General features: G+C 70.7%; 15 protein-coding genes, 1 tRNA gene and 1 other RNA gene. 12 read left to right on the forward strand and 5 right to left on the reverse strand.

Annotation, left to right across the window (positions count from 1 at the left end):
• Nucleotide 1 precedes the first annotated feature (1 nt).
• A complete protein-coding gene (locus ACWDU4_RS25400) occupies nt 2–2,056 on the reverse strand; it encodes an elongation factor G (protein ID WP_450116718.1) in 2,055 nt (684 codons plus the stop codon).
• 91 nt (nt 2,057–2,147) lie between these two features.
• A complete protein-coding gene (locus tag ACWDU4_RS25405; RefSeq protein ID WP_450116719.1) occupies nt 2,148–4,247 on the reverse strand; it encodes a membrane dipeptidase in 2,100 nt (699 codons plus the stop codon).
• A 188-nt stretch (nt 4,248–4,435) separates the two neighbouring features.
• On the opposite strand from ACWDU4_RS25405, the gene ssrA reads away from it, so the two are divergent.
• Both ssrA and ACWDU4_RS25415 read left to right on the forward strand, forming a co-directional pair.
• Nucleotides 4,436–4,806, forward strand: a transfer-messenger RNA (tmRNA) gene (gene ssrA, locus ACWDU4_RS25410).
• Between the two features lie 102 nt (nt 4,807–4,908).
• Complete coding sequence (locus tag ACWDU4_RS25415; protein ID WP_450116720.1) at nt 4,909–5,241, forward strand: hypothetical protein; 333 nt, start codon at nt 4,909–4,911, stop codon at nt 5,239–5,241.
• A 24-nt stretch (nt 5,242–5,265) separates the two neighbouring features.
• Here ACWDU4_RS25415 and ACWDU4_RS25420 read toward each other — a convergent pair whose 3' ends face one another.
• On the reverse strand, nt 5,266–6,453 hold the full coding sequence (locus ACWDU4_RS25420; protein WP_450116721.1) for a lipase family protein: 1,188 nt from the start codon (nt 6,451–6,453) through the stop codon (nt 5,266–5,268).
• Between the two features lie 194 nt (nt 6,454–6,647).
• Nucleotides 6,648–9,917, reverse strand: a complete 3,270-nt coding sequence (locus ACWDU4_RS25425) for an arabinosyltransferase domain-containing protein (protein ID WP_450116722.1) — start codon at nt 9,915–9,917, stop codon at nt 6,648–6,650.
• 72 nt (nt 9,918–9,989) lie between these two features.
• Here ACWDU4_RS25425 and ACWDU4_RS25430 point away from each other — a divergent pair, with 72 nt between their 5' ends.
• The 7 genes from ACWDU4_RS25430 (at nt 9,990) to ACWDU4_RS25460 (ending at nt 15,392) form a co-directional block, all read left to right on the forward strand.
• Nucleotides 9,990–10,688, forward strand: a complete 699-nt coding sequence (locus ACWDU4_RS25430) for an LON peptidase substrate-binding domain-containing protein (RefSeq protein ID WP_450116723.1) — start codon at nt 9,990–9,992, stop codon at nt 10,686–10,688.
• A complete protein-coding gene (crcB, locus tag ACWDU4_RS25435) occupies nt 10,688–11,098 on the forward strand; it encodes a fluoride efflux transporter CrcB (protein ID WP_450116724.1) in 411 nt (136 codons plus the stop codon). Before ACWDU4_RS25430 ends, crcB (ACWDU4_RS25435) begins: the two co-directional genes overlap by 1 nt.
• 1 nt (nt 11,099) lies before the next feature.
• Entirely contained in the window at nt 11,100–11,477 is a 378-nt protein-coding gene (locus ACWDU4_RS25440) for a DUF190 domain-containing protein (RefSeq protein ID WP_450116725.1), read from the forward strand.
• A complete protein-coding gene (crcB, locus tag ACWDU4_RS25445; RefSeq protein ID WP_450116726.1) occupies nt 11,474–11,842 on the forward strand; it encodes a fluoride efflux transporter CrcB in 369 nt (122 codons plus the stop codon). The genes ACWDU4_RS25440 and crcB (ACWDU4_RS25445) overlap by 4 nt, the downstream gene beginning before the upstream one ends.
• Before the next feature lie 88 nt (nt 11,843–11,930).
• On the forward strand, nt 11,931–12,377 hold the full coding sequence (locus ACWDU4_RS25450) for a hypothetical protein (protein ID WP_450116727.1): 447 nt from the start codon (nt 11,931–11,933) through the stop codon (nt 12,375–12,377).
• A 52-nt stretch (nt 12,378–12,429) separates the two neighbouring features.
• Nucleotides 12,430–14,073, forward strand: coding sequence for a phosphoglucomutase (alpha-D-glucose-1,6-bisphosphate-dependent) (pgm, locus tag ACWDU4_RS25455; RefSeq protein WP_450116728.1), 1,644 nt, complete (start codon nt 12,430–12,432; stop codon nt 14,071–14,073).
• Between the two features lie 20 nt (nt 14,074–14,093).
• Nucleotides 14,094–15,392 (forward strand): MFS transporter, encoded by a 1,299-nt coding sequence (locus tag ACWDU4_RS25460; RefSeq protein ID WP_450116729.1) that lies wholly within the window; start codon nt 14,094–14,096, stop codon nt 15,390–15,392.
• Here the strand turns inward: ACWDU4_RS25460 and ACWDU4_RS25465 are convergent.
• The gene (locus tag ACWDU4_RS25465) at nt 15,309–16,064 is read right to left on the reverse strand and encodes a VIT1/CCC1 transporter family protein (protein WP_450116730.1); all 756 of its coding nucleotides are present in this window, start codon (nt 16,062–16,064) and stop codon (nt 15,309–15,311) included. The genes ACWDU4_RS25460 and ACWDU4_RS25465 overlap by 84 nt on opposite strands.
• Nucleotides 16,065–16,146: 82 nt before the next feature.
• On the opposite strand from ACWDU4_RS25465, the gene ACWDU4_RS25470 reads away from it, so the two are divergent.
• The 3 genes from ACWDU4_RS25470 (at nt 16,147) to ACWDU4_RS25480 (ending at nt 17,708) form a co-directional block, all read left to right on the forward strand.
• Entirely contained in the window at nt 16,147–16,635 is a 489-nt protein-coding gene (locus tag ACWDU4_RS25470) for a MauE/DoxX family redox-associated membrane protein (protein ID WP_450116732.1), read from the forward strand.
• 48 nt (nt 16,636–16,683) lie between these two features.
• Complete coding sequence (locus ACWDU4_RS25475; protein ID WP_450116731.1) at nt 16,684–17,430, forward strand: DsbA family protein; 747 nt, start codon at nt 16,684–16,686, stop codon at nt 17,428–17,430.
• Nucleotides 17,431–17,635: 205 nt separating this feature from the next.
• Nucleotides 17,636–17,708 (forward strand) — tRNA-Ala (locus ACWDU4_RS25480).
• The last annotated feature ends 40 nt before the right edge of the window (nt 17,709–17,748 follow it).

Consider the following 17,748-nt stretch of genomic DNA (forward strand, 5'->3'; position numbering starts at 1 on the left):
ATCAGCGCGCGGCCGCGCCGTTGCCGGTGTACTTCGCGGCGACCGAGGTCGGCATCACCTCGTAGCGCAGGTGCGCGCGGGCGAACTCGGCGGTGCCGTGGGTGAGTGAGCGCAGATCCACCGGGTACCGGGCCAGCTCGATCTCCGGGACCTCCGCTCGCAGCAGCGCGGTACCGGGTTCGGTGGTCTCGGTGCCGAGCACGTGCCCACGCCGGGCCGACAGGTCGCCGAGCACCGCGCCCAGGTAGTCGTCGGGCAGGATCACCCGCACCGCGGCGACCGGTTCGAGCAGGCGGATCTCGGTCCGGCTCGCGGCGTCCTTGAGTGCCAGCGCTGCGGCCGTCTGGAACGCGGCATCCGACGAGTCCACCGAGTGCGCCTTCCCGTCGACGAGGGTGACCCGCACGTCGACGAGCGGATGCCCGGTCGCGACCCCGGACCGGAGCTGGGTCCGGACCCCCTTCTCCACCGACGGGATGAAGTTCTTCGGGACCGCGCCGCCGACCACCCGCACCGCGAACTCGAAGCCCTCCCCGGCGGGCAACGGTTCGACCTCGAGGTCGCAGATCGCGTACTGGCCGTGACCTCCGGACTGCTTGACCAGCCGACCGTGCCCGGCCGAGCTGGCGCCGAACGTCTCCCGCAACGCCACCTGATACGGCACGGTGTCGACATTCACCCCGTGCCGGGTGCGCAGCCGGTCCAGGGTGACCTCGGCGTGCGCCTCGCCGGTGCACCACAGCACCAGCTGATGGGTCTGCGGATTCTGCTCCAGCCGCAGCGCGGGATCCTCGACGGTCAGCCGGGCCAGCGCCTGCGACAGCTTGTCCTCGTCGGCCTTGCTGTGCGCCTCCACACCGATCGGCAGCAGCGCCGCCGGCAGCGGCCAGAGCGGCATCGGTGCGGTCGCGGGATCGTCGGCGAGCGTGTCACCGATGTGCGTGGACGCCACCTTCGGCACGCACACGATGTCGCCGGCGATCGCCTCGGGGACCGGATGGGTCGACTTCCCGAACGGTCCCGCAAGCGTCGTCACCCGGTCCTCCACGGCGCCCTCGGGTCCGAGCACCTGCACCCGCGTGTCGGGGCGCAGCGTGCCGCTGTACACGCGCACCAGATTGATGCGGCCCACGTAGGCGTCGCCGGTGATCCGCACGACCTGCGCGGTCAGCGGTGCGTCCGGGTCCGCGGCCGGGCCGGGGCCCGCCCGGTGCGTCGGATCCGGGAACGCCCCGGCGATCAGGTCGAGCAGTTCCGCGGCGCCGAAACCGGTTTCGGTGACCGCCAGCGCGGGATGGAGTGTGCAGTCGACGATCTCGTGCCGCAGCCCGGCGAACAGCGAGTCGGTGTCGAGTTCCTCGCCGGCCAGGTAACGCTCCATCAACGTGTCGTCGAGGCCGGAGATCGCCTCGACGAGACTTTCCCGGGCGGCGGCGGTGTCGGGTGCGGCGCCGACCTCCCCGTAGCCGCGGCCGGTCAGCAGGTCGACGGAGCCGCTCGGGGTGCCGCCGTGCAGCACCGGCACGAACACGGGCCGCAGGGTGTCCGGCCCGAGACCGAACGCGTCGTGGCAGGCGGTGAGGATGTCGTCGAAGCTCTCCCTGGCGAGGTCGAGTTTCGACACCGCGATCGCCCGCGGCACCCCGAACTCCGTCGCCTCCCGCCACAGTGCCCGGGTCGGTGCCGTGACCGGGTCGGTGGCCGAGACGACGAACACCGCGGCGTCCGCGGCCCGCAACCCGGCGCGCAGTTCCGCGTCGAAGTCGGGATGTCCGGGTGGGTCGAGCAGATTGATCCGCACACCGTTCCAGTCCAGCGGCAGCACCGTGAGTTGCACCGACCGCTGCTGCTGGTGCTCGATGTCCTCGTAGTCGGACACGGTCGTGCCGTCCACTACCCGGCCGGCCTTGCCGATCGCGCCGGTGGTGAGGGCGAGCGATTCGGCGAGGGTGGTCTTGCCGACCCCGCTGCACCCGACGAGCACCACGTTGCGGATCTGTTCGGGACCGGTGACGGGCGCGGCCTGGCTTGCGCGGGACGAAGTTCGGTCGGCCACGTCGGCCTCCTCGCGGTAGCGGTGTCGGCTCGCAGTCGAGTCTAGGCCCGCAGCCCCACCGCAACCGGACGATTCGGCACCGCCGCCCCGTCTACTCGGCGACCCGCTCCCACATCTGGAGGTACGCCTCCGCGCCGCGGCTCATGTCCTCGATGATCCGATCGCCGTCGTCGCCGGCCACGTTCCGCATGTCCTCGATCCAGTCGGGGATCAACCCGTACTGGGCGACGCCGTCGACGTTCAGGTCGAAGACTCGTTCGCCGGTCCGCTGCCGGTCCATCACCGTGCCGCCGTCGAAGGTCGTGTACGGGTAGTGCAACGGATCCGCCGCGGCGTTCGCACGCGGACGGGCCTGCGGACCGAACCCGTTGGTGTCCGCGCCGTATCCGAAGCCGAAGTAGTGGTCGTCGCTGCGCATCTCGCGGGCCTCACGCCACGCGGAGACGAAGTCCTCCTTCTTCGGATCGTCCTGCAGGCTCGACGCGTACGCGGCCACGAACCCGCCGAGAGCGTAGATCCGCCGATAGTTGAGCGGATCGGTCCAGCTGTGACTCGACACCACACCCGAGTACTTCGCCTCCTCGAGGATGCGCAGGGTGTCCTCGGCGGTCTTCACGCTCATGTGGTCGACGTCGACGATCATGCCGCGGTCCATCATGCCGCGGACCATGTGCTCGCCGAGGTCGGTCAGGCCGCGGGTGTTGCACAGCGGTCCCGACGGGTACACCGGGGTGGTCACTCCCGGCGGCAGCGCGGCGAGCGCCTCGGCCGGACCGTCACCCACCGACAGCAGCTCGTTGTCGTGCTCGGGTGTCGTGCACGGCTCGGCCTCCCAGAACTTGCCGGTTCCGATGAAGTTTCCGACGTTGACCGCCACACCCTGGATCCCCGGGTCGAAGCGCACGCCGCCGAAGGCGTTGTCGAACTTGTGGGTGACGATCATCTGCCGGACGCCCATCGCGTACACCTCGTCGAGGCCGCGGTCGATGTCCGCCTCGGTGCACTGCGGCACGTCGTTCCGGATGCTGCAGCCGAACGGCTCCGACGTCTCGATGCCGATGGTGACGGCCAGTTTCCCCTCGCTCGCGACCTTGCGGACCTCGGCGGGGGAGCTGACGATCCGGAACCAGCCGCGGCCCGGCCCGCCGTACTGCGCGTCGATGTAGTCCTGCATCTCGTGCACCTGCTGCGCCTGCGCACGGATGGTGTCCATGTCGCTGCACGAGCGGTCCTTGAGCCAGTACACGTCGCACAACACCCGGTTGTTGACCAGCAGGTTCGTGAAGATCCGCAGGCCGCCGCGCCAGGCCCGCTCGACCCACCGGTAGTAGGTCTGCTCGTGGGTCAGCGAGTCGGCGTTGGGCCAGTCCTCGAAGGTGGGCCAACCGACGGTGTCGTGCTCGGCGACCGGGCTGCCGTGCGAGAGGATGTTCTCCAGCAGTGCCGGGAACCCGTCGGTTCCGTGGTCGGCGCAGTCGCGCAGGGCGACGGTGATGCCCTGCGGGTCGAACGGGGTGCCGCAGTGCACCTGACCGCCGATGAACAGGTTGGCGTCGAGGTGCACGTGGGCGTCGATGAAGCCCCGCACCTCGCCGTTCGGTCCGGTCCCCGAAAGGGGGGTTCCGGTCGCGTTCACCTCGGAGTCGGGGAAGTCCGCGCAGCCCGATGTCGGGACGAGGGTGAACCGGCCGCCGTCGGGGTCGACACCCGGATCGGTGGAGAACAGTCGTCCCTGGTGGGCGGTGAGCTGGTCGCCGGTGTCGGTGGAGACGACGCTGTACACGCCGTCCGTGTGGGTGAGGGTCCAGTCCGTCGCGGGGGTCGCGTCACGGGTCGGCACGATGGCCGAGTCCGCGGCGGGATCGGGCAGGAGTCCGCCAGCGCTGCCGTGGGAGAGCATGTCGCCACCGCGCCCGTAGAACATGAACCGGCCGAGCTGGGCGGCGTGCAACCGGAAGGGCTCGCCGTCGCCGGCGGTCGCGGCGTCGACGCGGTAACCCTCCGGGGTGAGCCGGGTGAAGGCGCCCGAGCCCTCGGACCGCAGTGCATAGCAGCCGTTCGCGAGCCCGAACACGGGGTCGTCGCCTGGGCCTGTGCTGGGCGGCTCGGGTGCGGCCGCGGCGGTCGCGGCGCCGACAACGAGTGACAAGGCGACGGCGAACGCGGTCACGATGTGGGCTGCGGATTTCATCTGTGTCGGAAGTCTCCCCGTGGGACGGCTGTGGCGTGAATCATCCACCGAACTGGGTCCGCAGCGTAGGGGGATGCTGGACGAATGTCCAGGTTTGCGCTCGCCGACACGCCGGACTGGAAATCAGGATGATTTCTCGGCGCCGGGGCGTTACAGTGTGTGGTCCCAGCAAGTCGCTGGGTACGTACGGGGCTGAACGGTTTCGACTGCGTACGTTTAGTTTGGGGAAGCGTGTCGGTGCAGGCAAGAGACCACCGTAAGCGTCGATGCAACCAATTAAGCGCCGATTCCAATCAGCGCGACTACGCTCTCGCTGCCTAAGTAGCGAAGCGTGTCTGTCAGTCCGATCTCGCCCTCGGGTCGGGTACTGGCATCAGCTAGAGGGCTTCACCTACCGGCTCGGTCACGGAGTCGGATGGGACATCAAACAGTGACTGGGATCGTCATCACGGCTTGTTCGCGAGACCGGGAGATCCAAGTAGAGGCATAGCGAACTGCACACGGAGAAGCCCAGGCAAATTTGCGTAGGACCCGGGTTCAATTCCCGGCAGCTCCACAAGAAAGGCCCCCCACTCGTACAGATGCGAGTGGGGGGCTTTCCTGCTTGGTCGGGATGAGCGCGACGGACGGGCGCTGTCTCGTTCCGGCTAGTGTTGGCGCCGTGGACACCAGCGATGTCGACTTCGCGCACACCGATCAGGCGGACCGCAAGCGGCGGGAGAAGGCGCTCGGTCTGGCCCGATTCGTGTGGGACCGCGGCATCAGTGGCGCGGAGCTGCTCGCGATGCCCGACGACCGACTCCGCAAGCTGGCCCGCGCCGCCGGCGCCAACCCGCCGAGCACGAGGGAGACGTGGAGCGTCGTCGCCGAACTGCTCGACGAGAAGACCCGCTGGGCGGGTACGCATCCGGACGACCCGCGGGCGGTGCCCGCACACGCCGACGAGAAGATCACCTGGGTCAAACCGCCGCTACCGCCGTGGCCGACGCACTGACCCCTCCGCCGACCGGAGCACCGGTCAGCAGTTGCTCGGCGCAGGCACCCCGGCGAAGCGGTCGCCGAGATATCCGAACGCGCCGGGGATGCCCTCGATGGCAGCGGGACCGTGATCGCCGGGCAGCACGTTGAACAGCACCCGCGTGCCGGACGCGCACCAGCGGCTCATGGTCGCGGATGTCGAGTCGAGTGGGGCCAACTGGTCCCCGGTTCCGTGCCAGGCGAACACCGGCGCCGCGGGGGATCGGGGATACGTCAGGAGGCTGTTCTCGTCGAAGACGGTGCGCATCGGGGGTGCCAGCACCCGGCCCGGGTCCTGCGTCACCTCGACGGTGCTGTGACCGGCGCCGCCGTCGATGATCTGCTGCGAGCAGGCGTTGACCATCTGGTCGCGCAACGCCACCCCGGCGGGAGTGAGGAAGGGCGAGACCATGATCTGCGACGGATACTCCCGTTCGAGTCCGAGGGTTGCGGCAAAGGCCAACCCGAACAGCGGATGCGGTGCCGGGCCGAGGCCGGCGGCCATCTCGCTCAGGTTGGTGGGCACGCCGCCCTGCGCGACCCCGACGATCGGCAGGTCGGGGGCGTAGGTCGGGGCCAGGGTCGCGGCCCAGCCCGTGGCCATGCCGCCACCGGAGTAGCCGACGAGGCCGACCGGGCTGCGCACGAGGCGCATCTCGGGCACCTGCTTGGCGGCGCGGATCCCGTCGAGCACGATCTGCCCGCCCAGCCGGGCGGCGCCGTACGCACTGGTCGGGCCGAGGTGGTCGGGAAGTGCCACGGCCCAGCCGCGCAGCAGAAGGGGGCCGAGGGCGGGGGCCTCGGTGAACTGGCCGTTGAACAGGGTGTGCGAGGGCCCGCACTGGGTGCCGAGCGAATTGATGATCGCCTGATACGACACCAGAGGGCGGTCCACGCCGCCGCGCGGCACCATCACCGTGGTCGCCGCCGCGATCGGGGCACCGGACGAGTTCGTGGAGCGGAACAGAATCTGCCAGCCGTCGGCGTTGCCGTACCGGGAAACATCGACGGGTCGGGTGCGGAGCACGTCGCCGTTGGCGCGGGCCGCGAGGTCGGGCGGCGCCCAGTAGAACGGATCCGGATCGGCGACCGGTGTCGTCGGTTGGGCCTGGACTGTGGGGGTGGCGAAGAGGAGGCAGGCGAGCAATGCGAATGCGGCCGCTGCGGACCGCCCGAGCAAGGTGCGCATGGAAGTCCCTTTCCGCCCTACAGCGTAAACGGTTCGCGGCCCGTGCGTGACGTTCACCACTGTCTGGGTGAAGATCGCGCACGGGCGCGCAGCGCAGCGGAGCCGCTTTGCTGCACGGGCGCGCAGCGCAGCGGAGCCGCTTTGCTGCACGGGCGCGCAGCGCAGCGGAGTCGCCGCACTGCACGCCCGCACCGTCAGTAGGCGGTGTTGATCGGCCCCGTGGTCCATGTCCCGGATCGGGTCACCGTGCCGGTGTCGACGCGGGCCGGTCCGGCGGTCCTGTCGATCGGGACGAACTGCTCGATCGAGCCCCAGTCCCGGTCCCAGTCGTGGGCGAGGTACGACGGGATGGTGCGGGCGCCGAGGAGCATGCCGGTCCAGCCGAGCGGTCCGCCGCCGGCGTGGTCCTGCCAGCGTCCGGTGGTGATGGCGCCGTTCCGGTCGGGCAGGATCCGGAAGCCGGGCACCTCCGCGACACCGTTGCTGTGCTGCATCTGGGCCTGGCAGGGGAAGTTCAGTCCGACCATCCAGTCCAGCAGAACCGGCGTCTGCGTGCCGACGACCTCCTGCAGCGTCTGCGTCCGCGGTACCCGCGGCGGGGTGAACGCGAGCCACTGGTCGCCGGCGATGTCGTTGTCGGCCGCGACGATCCGCACGACGTTCGCTTCGGCGGGGAGGCGGTCGAGCGGCACCCGCAGGTTCCGCCACGACGGGACGGGGCCGATGTCGATCGGGCCGGTCGCGCCGAGCGCGCGCACACCGCCGGCTTCGGTGACGCCGTACTCGACGTCGAGTCGCTGTCCGTAGGTGACGACGCCGTCCGCGTCGACGGAGTACACGCGCCCGGCGACGGCGATGGAGATCAGGTCGCCGCGCGAGCCGGACGCGTCCTGGTCCGGGAGCCGGTACCAGTCGGTCGTCACGGTCGCGGCGCCCGAGGCGCCGTAGCTGCCGAGGACCGGGGTGGTGTCCGGGTCCAGCCCGAACGGCAACGCCACGGTGGACCCGTTGACGCCTTCGCCGCCGAACCCGCCCGCGGTGCCCGCGCCGGCGGTGGATTCGGTGTCGTCGGTGCGGTCGATGGTGTTCGCGGTGCCCGCCGCCAGATCCTCCTCGTCGGGGGCGAGGTCGGCGGCGACGCCGTTCGGGGTGAACCCGTCCGCGCCGCCCGCGGCCAGTGCCCCCGCGATGTCGCCGGACAGCGGTCGGAGGGTCGAGACGTTCGGGTCGGTCTCCAGCAGAACGTCGTTCGCCAGACCGCAGCTGTTCCCGGTGAGGGCGTCGATGTTGGACCGCGCGATCGAGTACGCCGGGTACTGGGAGATCGCGCCCTTCGCAAGCGAGAGCACCTCGAACAGCACCATTGCGGCCGCGGCGACGGCCAGCGGCGAGATCGCCCACAGCCGACCGGGTTCGCGACGCCGGTCCGCGGTCGGGTGTACGTGGTACCAGGCCGCGACCGCGAGCAGGAGCATCGTGACACCGAGGAGCAGGGTCGCGAACCCGATGCCTGCGACGGACGGCGGCTTGTCCCACCACGGCACGCCGTAGCTCGACACGTACCACCAGCCGTTGATGCTGACGAACGACATGGTGACGGCGAACGCGACCGCCGCCGCGAACAGGGCGCGGTTGCGCCGCGACCGCAGCACGGCCGGTGTGACCGCGACCGCGGCGACCACCGCGACCGACGCGGCGAGGCCCGCGTAGATGCCGAAGTGGTGGGTCCACTTGGTCGGCGCGAACATCATCAGCACCATCGCGCCGAGGGTGATGCCGACGATGCGTCGGGTCGGCCCCTGGGCGGTGCCGGGGATCTGCCCGCCGCGGCGCAGCATCGCGATGATCACGGTGACCAGGGACAGGATCATCGCGAACACGGCGAACTTGCGCGACAGCGAACCGTCGACGCTGATCTGCAGCAGCCACTGGTAACGCAGGTACTCCATGAACCAGGGGTCGTCGGGGCCGATGGCGTGCACCTTCTGCATCTCGAGCACGGCAGCGAGGGTCTGGTCCGCGAAGATCAGGGCCAGCACCGACACCCCGGCCGCGATCAGCGGCAACAGCACGGCTGCGTAACCGGCCGCGACGCGGAGCGGAGCGGAGCCGGCGCCCGAGACACTGCGCGCGCGGTCGGCGATGATCCGGGCGATCGGTTTCGCCCCGGCGATCAGCGCGGCGAAACAGATGAGGCCGGACGGGCCCGCGGTGACGGAGATCGCGCCGATCAGGATGGCCGCGGCGGCCGGCAGCAGGCGGCGCGTCGCGACGGCTCGCTCGACGGAGCACCAGGTCGCGAGCACCCCGACCGCGACGATCGGCTCGGGCCGTAGGCCGTTGTTGAACGGCAGCCAGAACGCCAGGAACACCAGCGCTCCGGTCCACAGCGGGCCTCGGGACGCGCGGGCGGCGGCACCGAGGCGCGGCGCGACCTCCCGGCTGATCAGCCACCAGCCGACCAGGCCGGCGGCGAGCGCGGGCAGTCGCATCCAGATGCTCGCCGTGGAGACCTGCGTCATCCAGGCCAGGACGTCGTAGAACGGGGTACCGAACGGAGCCTCGGGCACGCCGAACCAGCGGAAGTAGTTCGCCATGTATCCGGCCTCGCCCGCGGCGCGGGCCATGCCGAGCTGGTAACCGTCGTCCGAGGTGTTCGCGCCGATCACGTGCCAGACGGCGAGGGTGCCGACGACCAGCGCGTCGATGCGGGTGAACGACCACCACCGGGCGGGCAGGATCCGTCGGGAGCGGCGGCCGTCGGCGGTGTCGATGCGGTGCAGCGCGACCAGCGACACCGCCGTCGCCAGCGCAGTCAGCACCATCGCGGCGAACTTGAGCGGCGTCGGGGAGGTGGTGAAGCGGGTGTCGAGCTGCGCGGTCACCGCCAACCCGTCCGGCGCGGGGCCGGCCAGTTGCGAGAAGACCCCGACCATCTGCGGCCGCAGGTCCTCGTCGAGGACGGTGGTGACGGAGTTCTGGCGGACCGTGGTGGTGGTGGCGTCGGCGTGCACGGCGATCGTGCAGTCGGGGCCGAGGGCGGCCACCGGCTTCGACAGCAGCACCCGATTGCGGACGATCACGTCCAGACGGTGTGGGTCGGAATCGGTGACGACCTTCGCGACCAGGCCGTACCGCTCGGCATCCGGGGCGCCGACCGGGGACGTCGACACCACGACACCGCCGGCGTCGGCGAGTTGCGACACGGCGGAGCAGGGGATCGTGACGTCCAGGTCGGTCGGCGCGTAGGACACCAGCGGCGCGGTGACACCGGTGGTCGCGCCGTCCTGCGGCCAGCTCACCGAGGCGACGGTCTGGCGGACGGGTAGGAACGGAATCGAGACGGCCAGCAGGATGCCGAGCAGTGCGCTGACCGCTGCGACCAGCCGCGGTCCGCGCAGTCCGGCGGGCGGTGCCGGAATTCTCGGTGGCGCGGGTTCGGCAGTCGTCTTCGTGTCCGTCACGTCTCGAAATGCTAACGACTCGTCCCGGCTTGCCTGCAGACCCGCAGGTCCCGGCCTTGTTAGCCTGACCGGATGTGGTGGGACGAAGGTGGGTACGGCAGCGCCGGCGCCTCGGGGGAGTTGCCGATGTTTCCGCTGGGCACGGTGCTGCTCCCGGGCGAGACGCTGCCGCTGCAGGTGTTCGAACCGCGGTACCTGTCGATGGTCGACCACTGCACCGCCTCGCCGGACCGGCTGCGGTTCGGGGTGGTGCTCATCGCCCGCGGCCACGAGGTCGGCGGCGGGGACGAACGTACCGGGGTGGGCACCGTCGCCCGGATCGTGCAGTGCAGGCCCGTGCCCGGCGCGCGACTGCTGCTCGGCTGCGTCGGGGAGCAGCGGATCCGAGTGGACGAGTGGCTGCCGGACGACCCGTACCCGCGGGCGCTCGTGCGGGTGTGGCCGGACGAGCCCTCGGTCCCGTCCGAGGCGCACGTCACGATCCTGACCGCTCGGATCGACGAGTTGACCGACGTGACCGCGGCCCTCGCCCGCGAACAGGGCGGGCAGGCTCCGCGTTACCCGGACTGGGACGGATTGCCCGCCGATCCGGGCGCCCGCGCTTTCGCGCTCGCGCGGACCCTGCCGCTGGGTCCGATCGATAAACTGCGAGTGCTGTCCGCGCCGGGGCCCGCCGAGCGGGTGATCGTGCTGGCGGATGCGCTCGCCGATGTCGTCGCCGCGCTGCGGTTCCGGCTCACTGGGCAGGGTGGTGCAGATCGGGAGGCGTGATGCGCGGTGACACGGCGGTGGTCGCGGCGGTCGCGGCCGGGGGCGCGGTCGGTGCCCTCGCGCGATACGGACTGACGCTGGCCATGCCGGTGCAGGGCGGGCAGCTGCCATGGGCGACGGCCACCGCGAACGTGACCGGGTGCTTCCTGATCGGGATCCTGATGGTGCTCGTCACCGAGGTGTGGAGCGCGCACCGGCTGCTGCGGCCGTTTCTCGGTGTGGGGGTGCTCGGCGGCTTCACCACCTTCTCCACCTACGCGGTCGAGGTCCGCGGCCTGTTCGCGGACGGGCACGTTCCGCTGGCGTTCTTCTACCTGGTGGGCTCGGTGGTCGCGGCACTGGCCGCGGTCCTGGCCGGACTGTGGATCACCCGGGTCGTCGCCGGCGACCGGGTCGGGAAAGGAACCTGACATGCGTGCCGACGAGCCCACTCCCACAGCGTCGCCCACCTACACGATCGAATCCCGGCCGGAATTGCGGTTGTCGATCATCCTCGGCCTCGACGACCTGTGGCATCACAAGCCCAAGTACCAGGAGATCGTGCGCAGGGCCCGGGATGCCGGCCTCGCCGGTGCCAGTGTCTGGCGGGGCATCGAGGGCTACGGCGCGTCCTCGCACATTCACACCACCCGACTGCTCGACCTCGCGGACGGGCTTCCGGTGCTGGTGGTGATCGTCGACGAGGAGTCGCGGATACGCGGGTTCCTGGAGGGCGTCGCCGAACTGCTGACCTCGGCGACCGTCACACTCGACCGGGTCGAGCGAGTACATGTGAGCGATCGGGCGTGACGGTTCTGCTGGTCCTGCTCGGCGGGGCGGTCGGGGCCCCCGCACGTTTTCTCCTCGACCGCGCGGTCCAGTCCCGTCACGACAGCGCGTTCCCGTGGGGGACGCTCAGTGTCAACGTGATCGGATCGCTGATCCTCGGCGGGCTCGCCGGCGCCGCGACCGCCCACGACAGCGCGCTGTGGACCCTGGTCGGCACCGGTTTCTGCGGCGCGCTGACCACGTTCAGCACCTTCGGCTACGAGACGGTGCGGCTGTTCGAGGATCGGGCACGGCTCTACGCCGTCGCGAATGTCGTGCTGAACGTGGTGGCCGGGATGGGCGCGGCCGTCCTCGGGTTCGCCGCGGCCGGCGCGATGGTCGGATGACCGGCACGCGCGACCCGGATGTGATGGAATCGCCCCCGGCGTCGCAGGGCGCGAATGGACCACGCCGCCAAGGCCGACCGGGAGTGAGATGACATCGACGAAGGTCCGTGCCGTTGGCGTGGGGGTGTCGGCGGCGGTGGTGGCGGGGCTTCTCGTCGGGGTCGTCTCGCGGGTGCTGATGCGGGTGACCACTCTCCTCGCCGGGGGTTCGCCGCACCTGTCATGGCGTGGGTCGGCCGCGATCGTGATGATCTACGCGGTCGTGATGCTCCCGGGTGCGATCGTGGCCGCGCTGACGACGCGGCGCGGATCCACCCTGCCGCTGGTTGCGGGTGCGGTCCTGCTCTTCGTCCCCGCGATCGGGGTCGCGACCGAGGAGATCGGACATCCGGCCGATGTCGGCGCGGTGCGACTGGCCGGTGCCGCGCTGTGCGCGGCGGCGGTGTTCGCCATGCTGGCGCTGTTGCCGGTGGTGACCCTGCGTCTGGTCCGGCGCTGGGTTAGGGTGCCCCGGGCGTCCTGGGCGGCCGTGTGATGCGCGGCCCGTCCGCACCGACGACAACCGAGCACCGTCCCCGAGGAGGACCATGGCGCACGAACGAGCCGGACAACCCGCGCAGCCCCGGGACCTCGAGGATCTTCCTGCGCTGGTGACGGCCTATTTCAGCCGCACCCCGGATCCCGAGAACCCCGACCAGCGGGTGGCGTTCGGCACGTCCGGGCACCGGGGATCGAGCCTCGACGGCGCGTTCAACGAGGCGCACATCCTGGCCACCACGCAGGCGATCGTCGAGTACCGGGCGAGTCAGGGCTATACCGGGCCGCTGTACCTGGGCCGCGACACCCACGCCCTGTCGGAGCCTGCGTGGACCAGCGCACTGGAGGTGCTCGGCGGCAACGGCGTCGACGTCCTGATCGACGCGGCCGGTCGCTACACCCCGACTCCCGCCGTGAGCCACGCGATCCTCCGGCACAACGCCCACCTGTCGTCCGCGCTCGCCGACGGCATCGTCGTCACCCCGTCGCACAATCCGCCGCGCGACGGCGGTTTCAAGTACAACCCGCCACACGGCGGCCCGGCCGGATCCGATGCGACGTCGGTGATCCAGGACCGGGCCAACGAGCTGCTGGCCGCCGGCCTCGCCGGGGTGCGGCGGGTGCCCCTCGCGACCGCGCTGGCGACGGTGGCGCGACCGTTCGACTATCTGGGCAGCTACGTCGACGACCTGCCGCACCTGGTCGACCTGGACGCGATCCGGGCGGCCGGGATCCGGATCGGTGCGGATCCGATGGGCGGCGCCGCGGTCGACTACTGGGGTGCGATCGCCGAGCGGCACCGCCTTGACCTGACCGTCGTCAATCCGCTGGTTGATGCGACGTGGCGGTTCATGACCCTCGACAGCGACGGCAAGATCCGGATGGACTGCTCGTCCCCGCACGCGATGGCGTCGCTGATCGGTGCCCGCGACCGGTACGACATCGCCACCGGCAACGACGCGGACTCGGACCGGCACGGCATCGTCACCCCCGACGCGGGTCTGATGAATCCGAACCACTACCTCGCGGTCGCGATCGAGTACCTGTACTCGCACCGTCCCGAGTGGGACGCGGGCGCGAAGGTCGGCAAGACCCTGGTCAGCTCCTCGATGATCGATCGGGTCGTCGCGGGCCTGGGACGTGAGCTGGTGGAGGTGCCGGTCGGGTTCAAGTGGTTCGTGCCCGGCCTGCTGTCGGGGGAGCTGGGCTTCGGCGGCGAGGAGAGCGCGGGCGCGTCGTTCCTGCGCCGGGACGGCCGGGTGTGGACCACCGACAAGGACGGCATCGCGCTGGCCCTGCTCGCGTCCGAGGTGCTCGCCGTCACCGGTGCGTCCCCGTCGCAGCGCTACCGCGACCTCACCGACCGGTACGGCGATCCGGTGTACGCGCGGGTCGACGCCCCGGCCGACCGCGTGCAGAAGGCGGCGCTGGCCGCGCTGACACCCGACGCGGTCACCGCGACCGCCCTCGCAGGCGAGCCGATCACCGCGACCTTCACCGCCGCGCCCGGCAACGGCGCTCCGCTCGGCGGGTTGAAGGTGTGTACCGCGAACGCCTGGTTCGCGGCCCGGCCGTCGGGCACCGAGGACAAGTACAAGATCTACGCCGAATCGTTCCGCGGTGCGGACCATCTCGCGCAGGTGCAGGACGCGGCGCGGGAGCTGGTGTCCCGGGCGCTGGGGGTCACCGGCTGACGGACTAGCGTGGATCGGTCATGACTGCAGCCGAACCCGAACAGCAATCCCGGTCCACCCGGCTCCCGAGCGAGATCTGGGTGCTGGTCAGCGCCAGCTTCGTCATCGCCCTCGGTTTCGGCATCGTCGCGCCTGCGCTGCCGCAGTTCGCGGTCAGCTTCGGGGTCGGGGCGTTCGCCGCCACCGTGGTGATCTCGTCGTTCGCCTTCATGCGGCTGGTGTTCGCTCCGGTCAGCGGATCACTGGTGCAGCGGATGGGGGAGCGGCCCACCTACCTGACCGGTTTGCTGATCGTCGCCGCCTCGACCGCTGCGGTGGCCTTCGCGTCGAACTACTGGCAGCTGTTGGTCTTCCGTGGACTCGGCGGCATCGGCTCGACCATGTTCACCGTCTCCGCCTTCGGCCTGCTGATCCGGATCGCCCCGCCGCACATTCGCGGCCGCGTCTCCGGCCTGTACGCCACGTCGTTCCTGTTCGGCAGCATCGGCGGACCGCTCGTCGGTGCCGCCCTCGTCGGGTTCGGCCTGCGCGTGCCGTTCCTCATCTACGCGCTCGCCCTGCTGATCGCTGCGGCGGTCGTGTACTTCCGGCTCAAGGGTTCGGCGCTGGCAGCCCCCGAGAAGGCATCGGACGCGGTCACCATGTCCTTCCGGGAGGCCGTGCGCGAGCCGGTGTACCGGGCGGCGCTGCTGTCGAACTTCGCCAACGGCTGGGCCGTGTTCGGGGTGCGGGTCGCGCTGGTGCCGCTGTTCGTGGTGCAGGCACTGCACGCGAGCGACGGGTACGCCGGCATCGCGCTGACGGTGTTCGCGGTCGGCAACGCACTCGTCCAGATCCAGGCCGGCCGGCTCTCCGACCTCCACGGCAGGCGCCCGTTCGTGCTCGCGGGACTGGTCGTCAGCGGGCTGTGCACCGCCGGACTCGGATTCAGCCCGAACCTCTGGGTGCTGTTCGCGCTGTCCGCCATCGCCGGTGTCGGGTCGGGGCTGATGAATCCCGCGCAGCAGGCCGCGGTCGCCGACGTGGTCGGGTCCAAGGCCCGCGGCGGGCCCGTGCTCGCCGCCTTCCAGATGGCGTCCGACGTCGGGTCGGTCGTCGGGCCGCTCGTCGCCGGTGTCCTCGCGGAGCAGCTGTCCTACGGGACGGCGTTCGCGGTCACCGGGGCACTCACGCTGCCCGCGATCGCGGCGTGGCTGCTGGCGGCGCCGCGTTCAGCGGCGGCAGTGCGGGCCGGGTCAGGCCGGAACGCCGACACCGACGAGCAGACCGACCAGGTACGTGGCACCGACCGCGATGAGACCGAACAGCAGTTGCCGTAGCGCGCCGCGCACCCTCGGCTGCGACGTCAGGTGCGACGTGGTCGCGCCGACCAGCAGCAGGCCCGCACAGCCGACCGTCAGGCCCGCCACCAGCGACTCGAACCCGAGCAGGTAGGGGATCAGCGGAATGATCGCGCCGATCGCGAACATCAGGAACGACGACGCCCCCGCGACCAGCGGGGACGGCTTCTCGGTCGGGTCGACGCCCAGTTCGTGGGTCAGGTGGATCGTCACCGCTTGCTCGGCGTCGCGGTGCACTTCCGCGGCCGCGACCCGCGCCGTCTCCTCGCTCATGCCCATGTCGACGAAGGTGCCCACCAGTTCGGTCTGCTCGGAGACCGGGTGCTTGCGCTGCGCCCGCGTCTCCACCTTCACCTCGGCGTCGATCTGCTGGTTCGCGGTGGACACGGACGCGTACTCACCGAGCGCCATCGAGAACGCGCCCGCGGCCAGTCCGGCGATGCCGCTCAGCACGATCTCGTGGGCACCGAGCCCGGCGCCGCCGACACCGGCGAGCAGTGAGGTGTTCGTCACCAGGCCGTCCATCGCGCCGAACGCCGCCGCGCGGAGCCAGCCGCCCGCGACGTTGGCGTGCTTGTGGTCGAATTCGTGCGGGAGCGCGCCGTGCGGAAGCCCCGGCTTCGCCGGACGTGGGACGGGCGCATCATCCATGGCCTGAATCTACGCGCGCAGCGGGTGCGGGTGAGAGACGCGCGCCGTCGGTACCGTGAGAGACGTGTGGAATCGCGCAGAGGTGTGGAGGCCCGTCGTCAGTCTGCTGGCCCGGCTGGGTCTGGCGGCGGTGTGGCTGATCTCCGGAGGCATCAAGCTCGCGGACCCGACCCAGACGGTCGTTGCGGTGCGCGCCTACCAGTTGCTGCCCGAGGATCTGGTCCGGCCCGTCGCGGCCGTGATGCCGATGTTCGAGATCGCGTTGGGCCTGCTGCTGCTGATCGGACTGGCCGTGCGGGGGACGGCGATCGCGTCCGCCGCGATGCTGGTGGTGCTGATCTCGGTGATCATCTCGGTGTGGGCGCGCGGACTGTCCATCGACTGCGGTTGCTTCGGTGGCGGCGGTGTGGCCGACGTCGACGGCTGGGACTATGCCCGGGAGATCGCCCGGGATGTCGGGTTCCTGGCGTTGTCGGTGTGGTTGATCGCGTTCCCACGAAGCCCGGTCGCGCTCGGGCCGGGGTCGAGTGCACGCCTCTCAGTGCGCGCTCAGACGGAGATGGCAGGGTAAGTTCCGAAAAATCTGAACTCGGACTATCCGGACCGGAGGACCGCACCTGTGAGCACGAAGAAGATCAAGCCCGTCAAGGCTGCCCCGCAGCCGACCTCGAGCCGATCGACGTACATCCTCGGGGGACTGGCGGTGCTGGTGATCGCCGTGGTCGTCATCGCCGGTGTGCTGTGGAGCGCCAACCGCAGCAAGCCCCGCAACGAAGGCTACGGCGGGGTGTCGAACTCGGCGGTGCAGGTGACCACCGACGCGGAGGGCGTGGTCCGGCTGGGCCTGCCCGACGCCCGGACGACGATCGACCTGTTCGAGGACCCGATGTGCCCGTACTGCGCGCAACTCGAGCACACCAACGGCCAGGAGATCGCGCAGAAGATCGACGAGGGTCAGCTGGCGGTGCGGTACCACACGCTGGACTTCCTGAACCGGCTCTCGGCGAGCGGTGACTACTCCTCCCGCGCGGCCGGCGCGTTGATGTGCGTCGCCGACAGCGGCAACGCGATCGCGTTCTCCGCGTTCCACGGCGCACTGTTCTCGCCGGACAACCAGCCCGCCGAGAACGGCAAGACCGACCACAGCAACGCCGATCTCGCGCAGATCGCGAAGGATTCGGGTGCGGACGACCAGTCGGTGACGTGCATCTCCGACGGCGCGAAGGTCGAGCAGGCGACCGCGGCCGCCCAGACCGGTCGGCAGGCCCTCGCCGCCACCGGTGCGGCGGGCACCCCGGCGGTCATCGTGGACGGCACCGCGATCGACGCGCTCGGCGACCCGAACTGGGTGGCGAAGCTGAACTGATCCGACGGGTCACGGACGCCGGGATCGCCTCACCCCTCGGGTGGCGGTCCCGGCGTCAGGCTTTTCGGCGGGAAACCGCGATTTACCAGCCGATTTGTTGCGCTGACCGATGGTGGTGTAACTTTTTCCAGGCGAGAGCGGAACGGCCCGAAACGGCCGAGACACTCCCGCCGAGGCCCGGGAGACCGGGTGAACAACAGAACACGGGGCTATGGCGCAGCTGGTAGCGCACCACACTGGCAGTGTGGGGGTCAGGGGTTCGAGTCCCCTTAGCTCCACAGAAAACGACGAGGGTCGACTTCCGAACGGAAGTCGACC

Source organism: Rhodococcus sp. NPDC003348 (assembly GCF_053589375.1).

Bases quoted from the DNA above. Each gene is read 5' to 3' on its own strand.
- ACWDU4_RS25405 (WP_450116719.1), bottom strand. From the start codon at position 4,247: ATGAAATCCGCAGCCCACATCGTGACCGCGTTCGCCGTCGCCTTGTCA.
- ACWDU4_RS25420 (WP_450116721.1), bottom strand. From the start codon at position 6,453: ATGCGCACCTTGCTCGGGCGGTCCGCAGCGGCCGCATTCGCATTGCTC.
- ACWDU4_RS25430 (WP_450116723.1), top strand. From the start codon at position 9,990: ATGTGGTGGGACGAAGGTGGGTACGGCAGCGCCGGCGCCTCGGGGGAG.
- crcB (WP_450116724.1), top strand. From the start codon at position 10,688: ATGCGCGGTGACACGGCGGTGGTCGCGGCGGTCGCGGCCGGGGGCGCG.
- ACWDU4_RS25440 (WP_450116725.1), top strand. From the start codon at position 11,100: ATGCGTGCCGACGAGCCCACTCCCACAGCGTCGCCCACCTACACGATC.
- ACWDU4_RS25450 (WP_450116727.1), top strand. From the start codon at position 11,931: ATGACATCGACGAAGGTCCGTGCCGTTGGCGTGGGGGTGTCGGCGGCG.
- pgm (WP_450116728.1), top strand. From the start codon at position 12,430: ATGGCGCACGAACGAGCCGGACAACCCGCGCAGCCCCGGGACCTCGAG.
- ACWDU4_RS25460 (WP_450116729.1), top strand. From the start codon at position 14,094: ATGACTGCAGCCGAACCCGAACAGCAATCCCGGTCCACCCGGCTCCCG.
- ACWDU4_RS25465 (WP_450116730.1), bottom strand. From the start codon at position 16,064: ATGGATGATGCGCCCGTCCCACGTCCGGCGAAGCCGGGGCTTCCGCAC.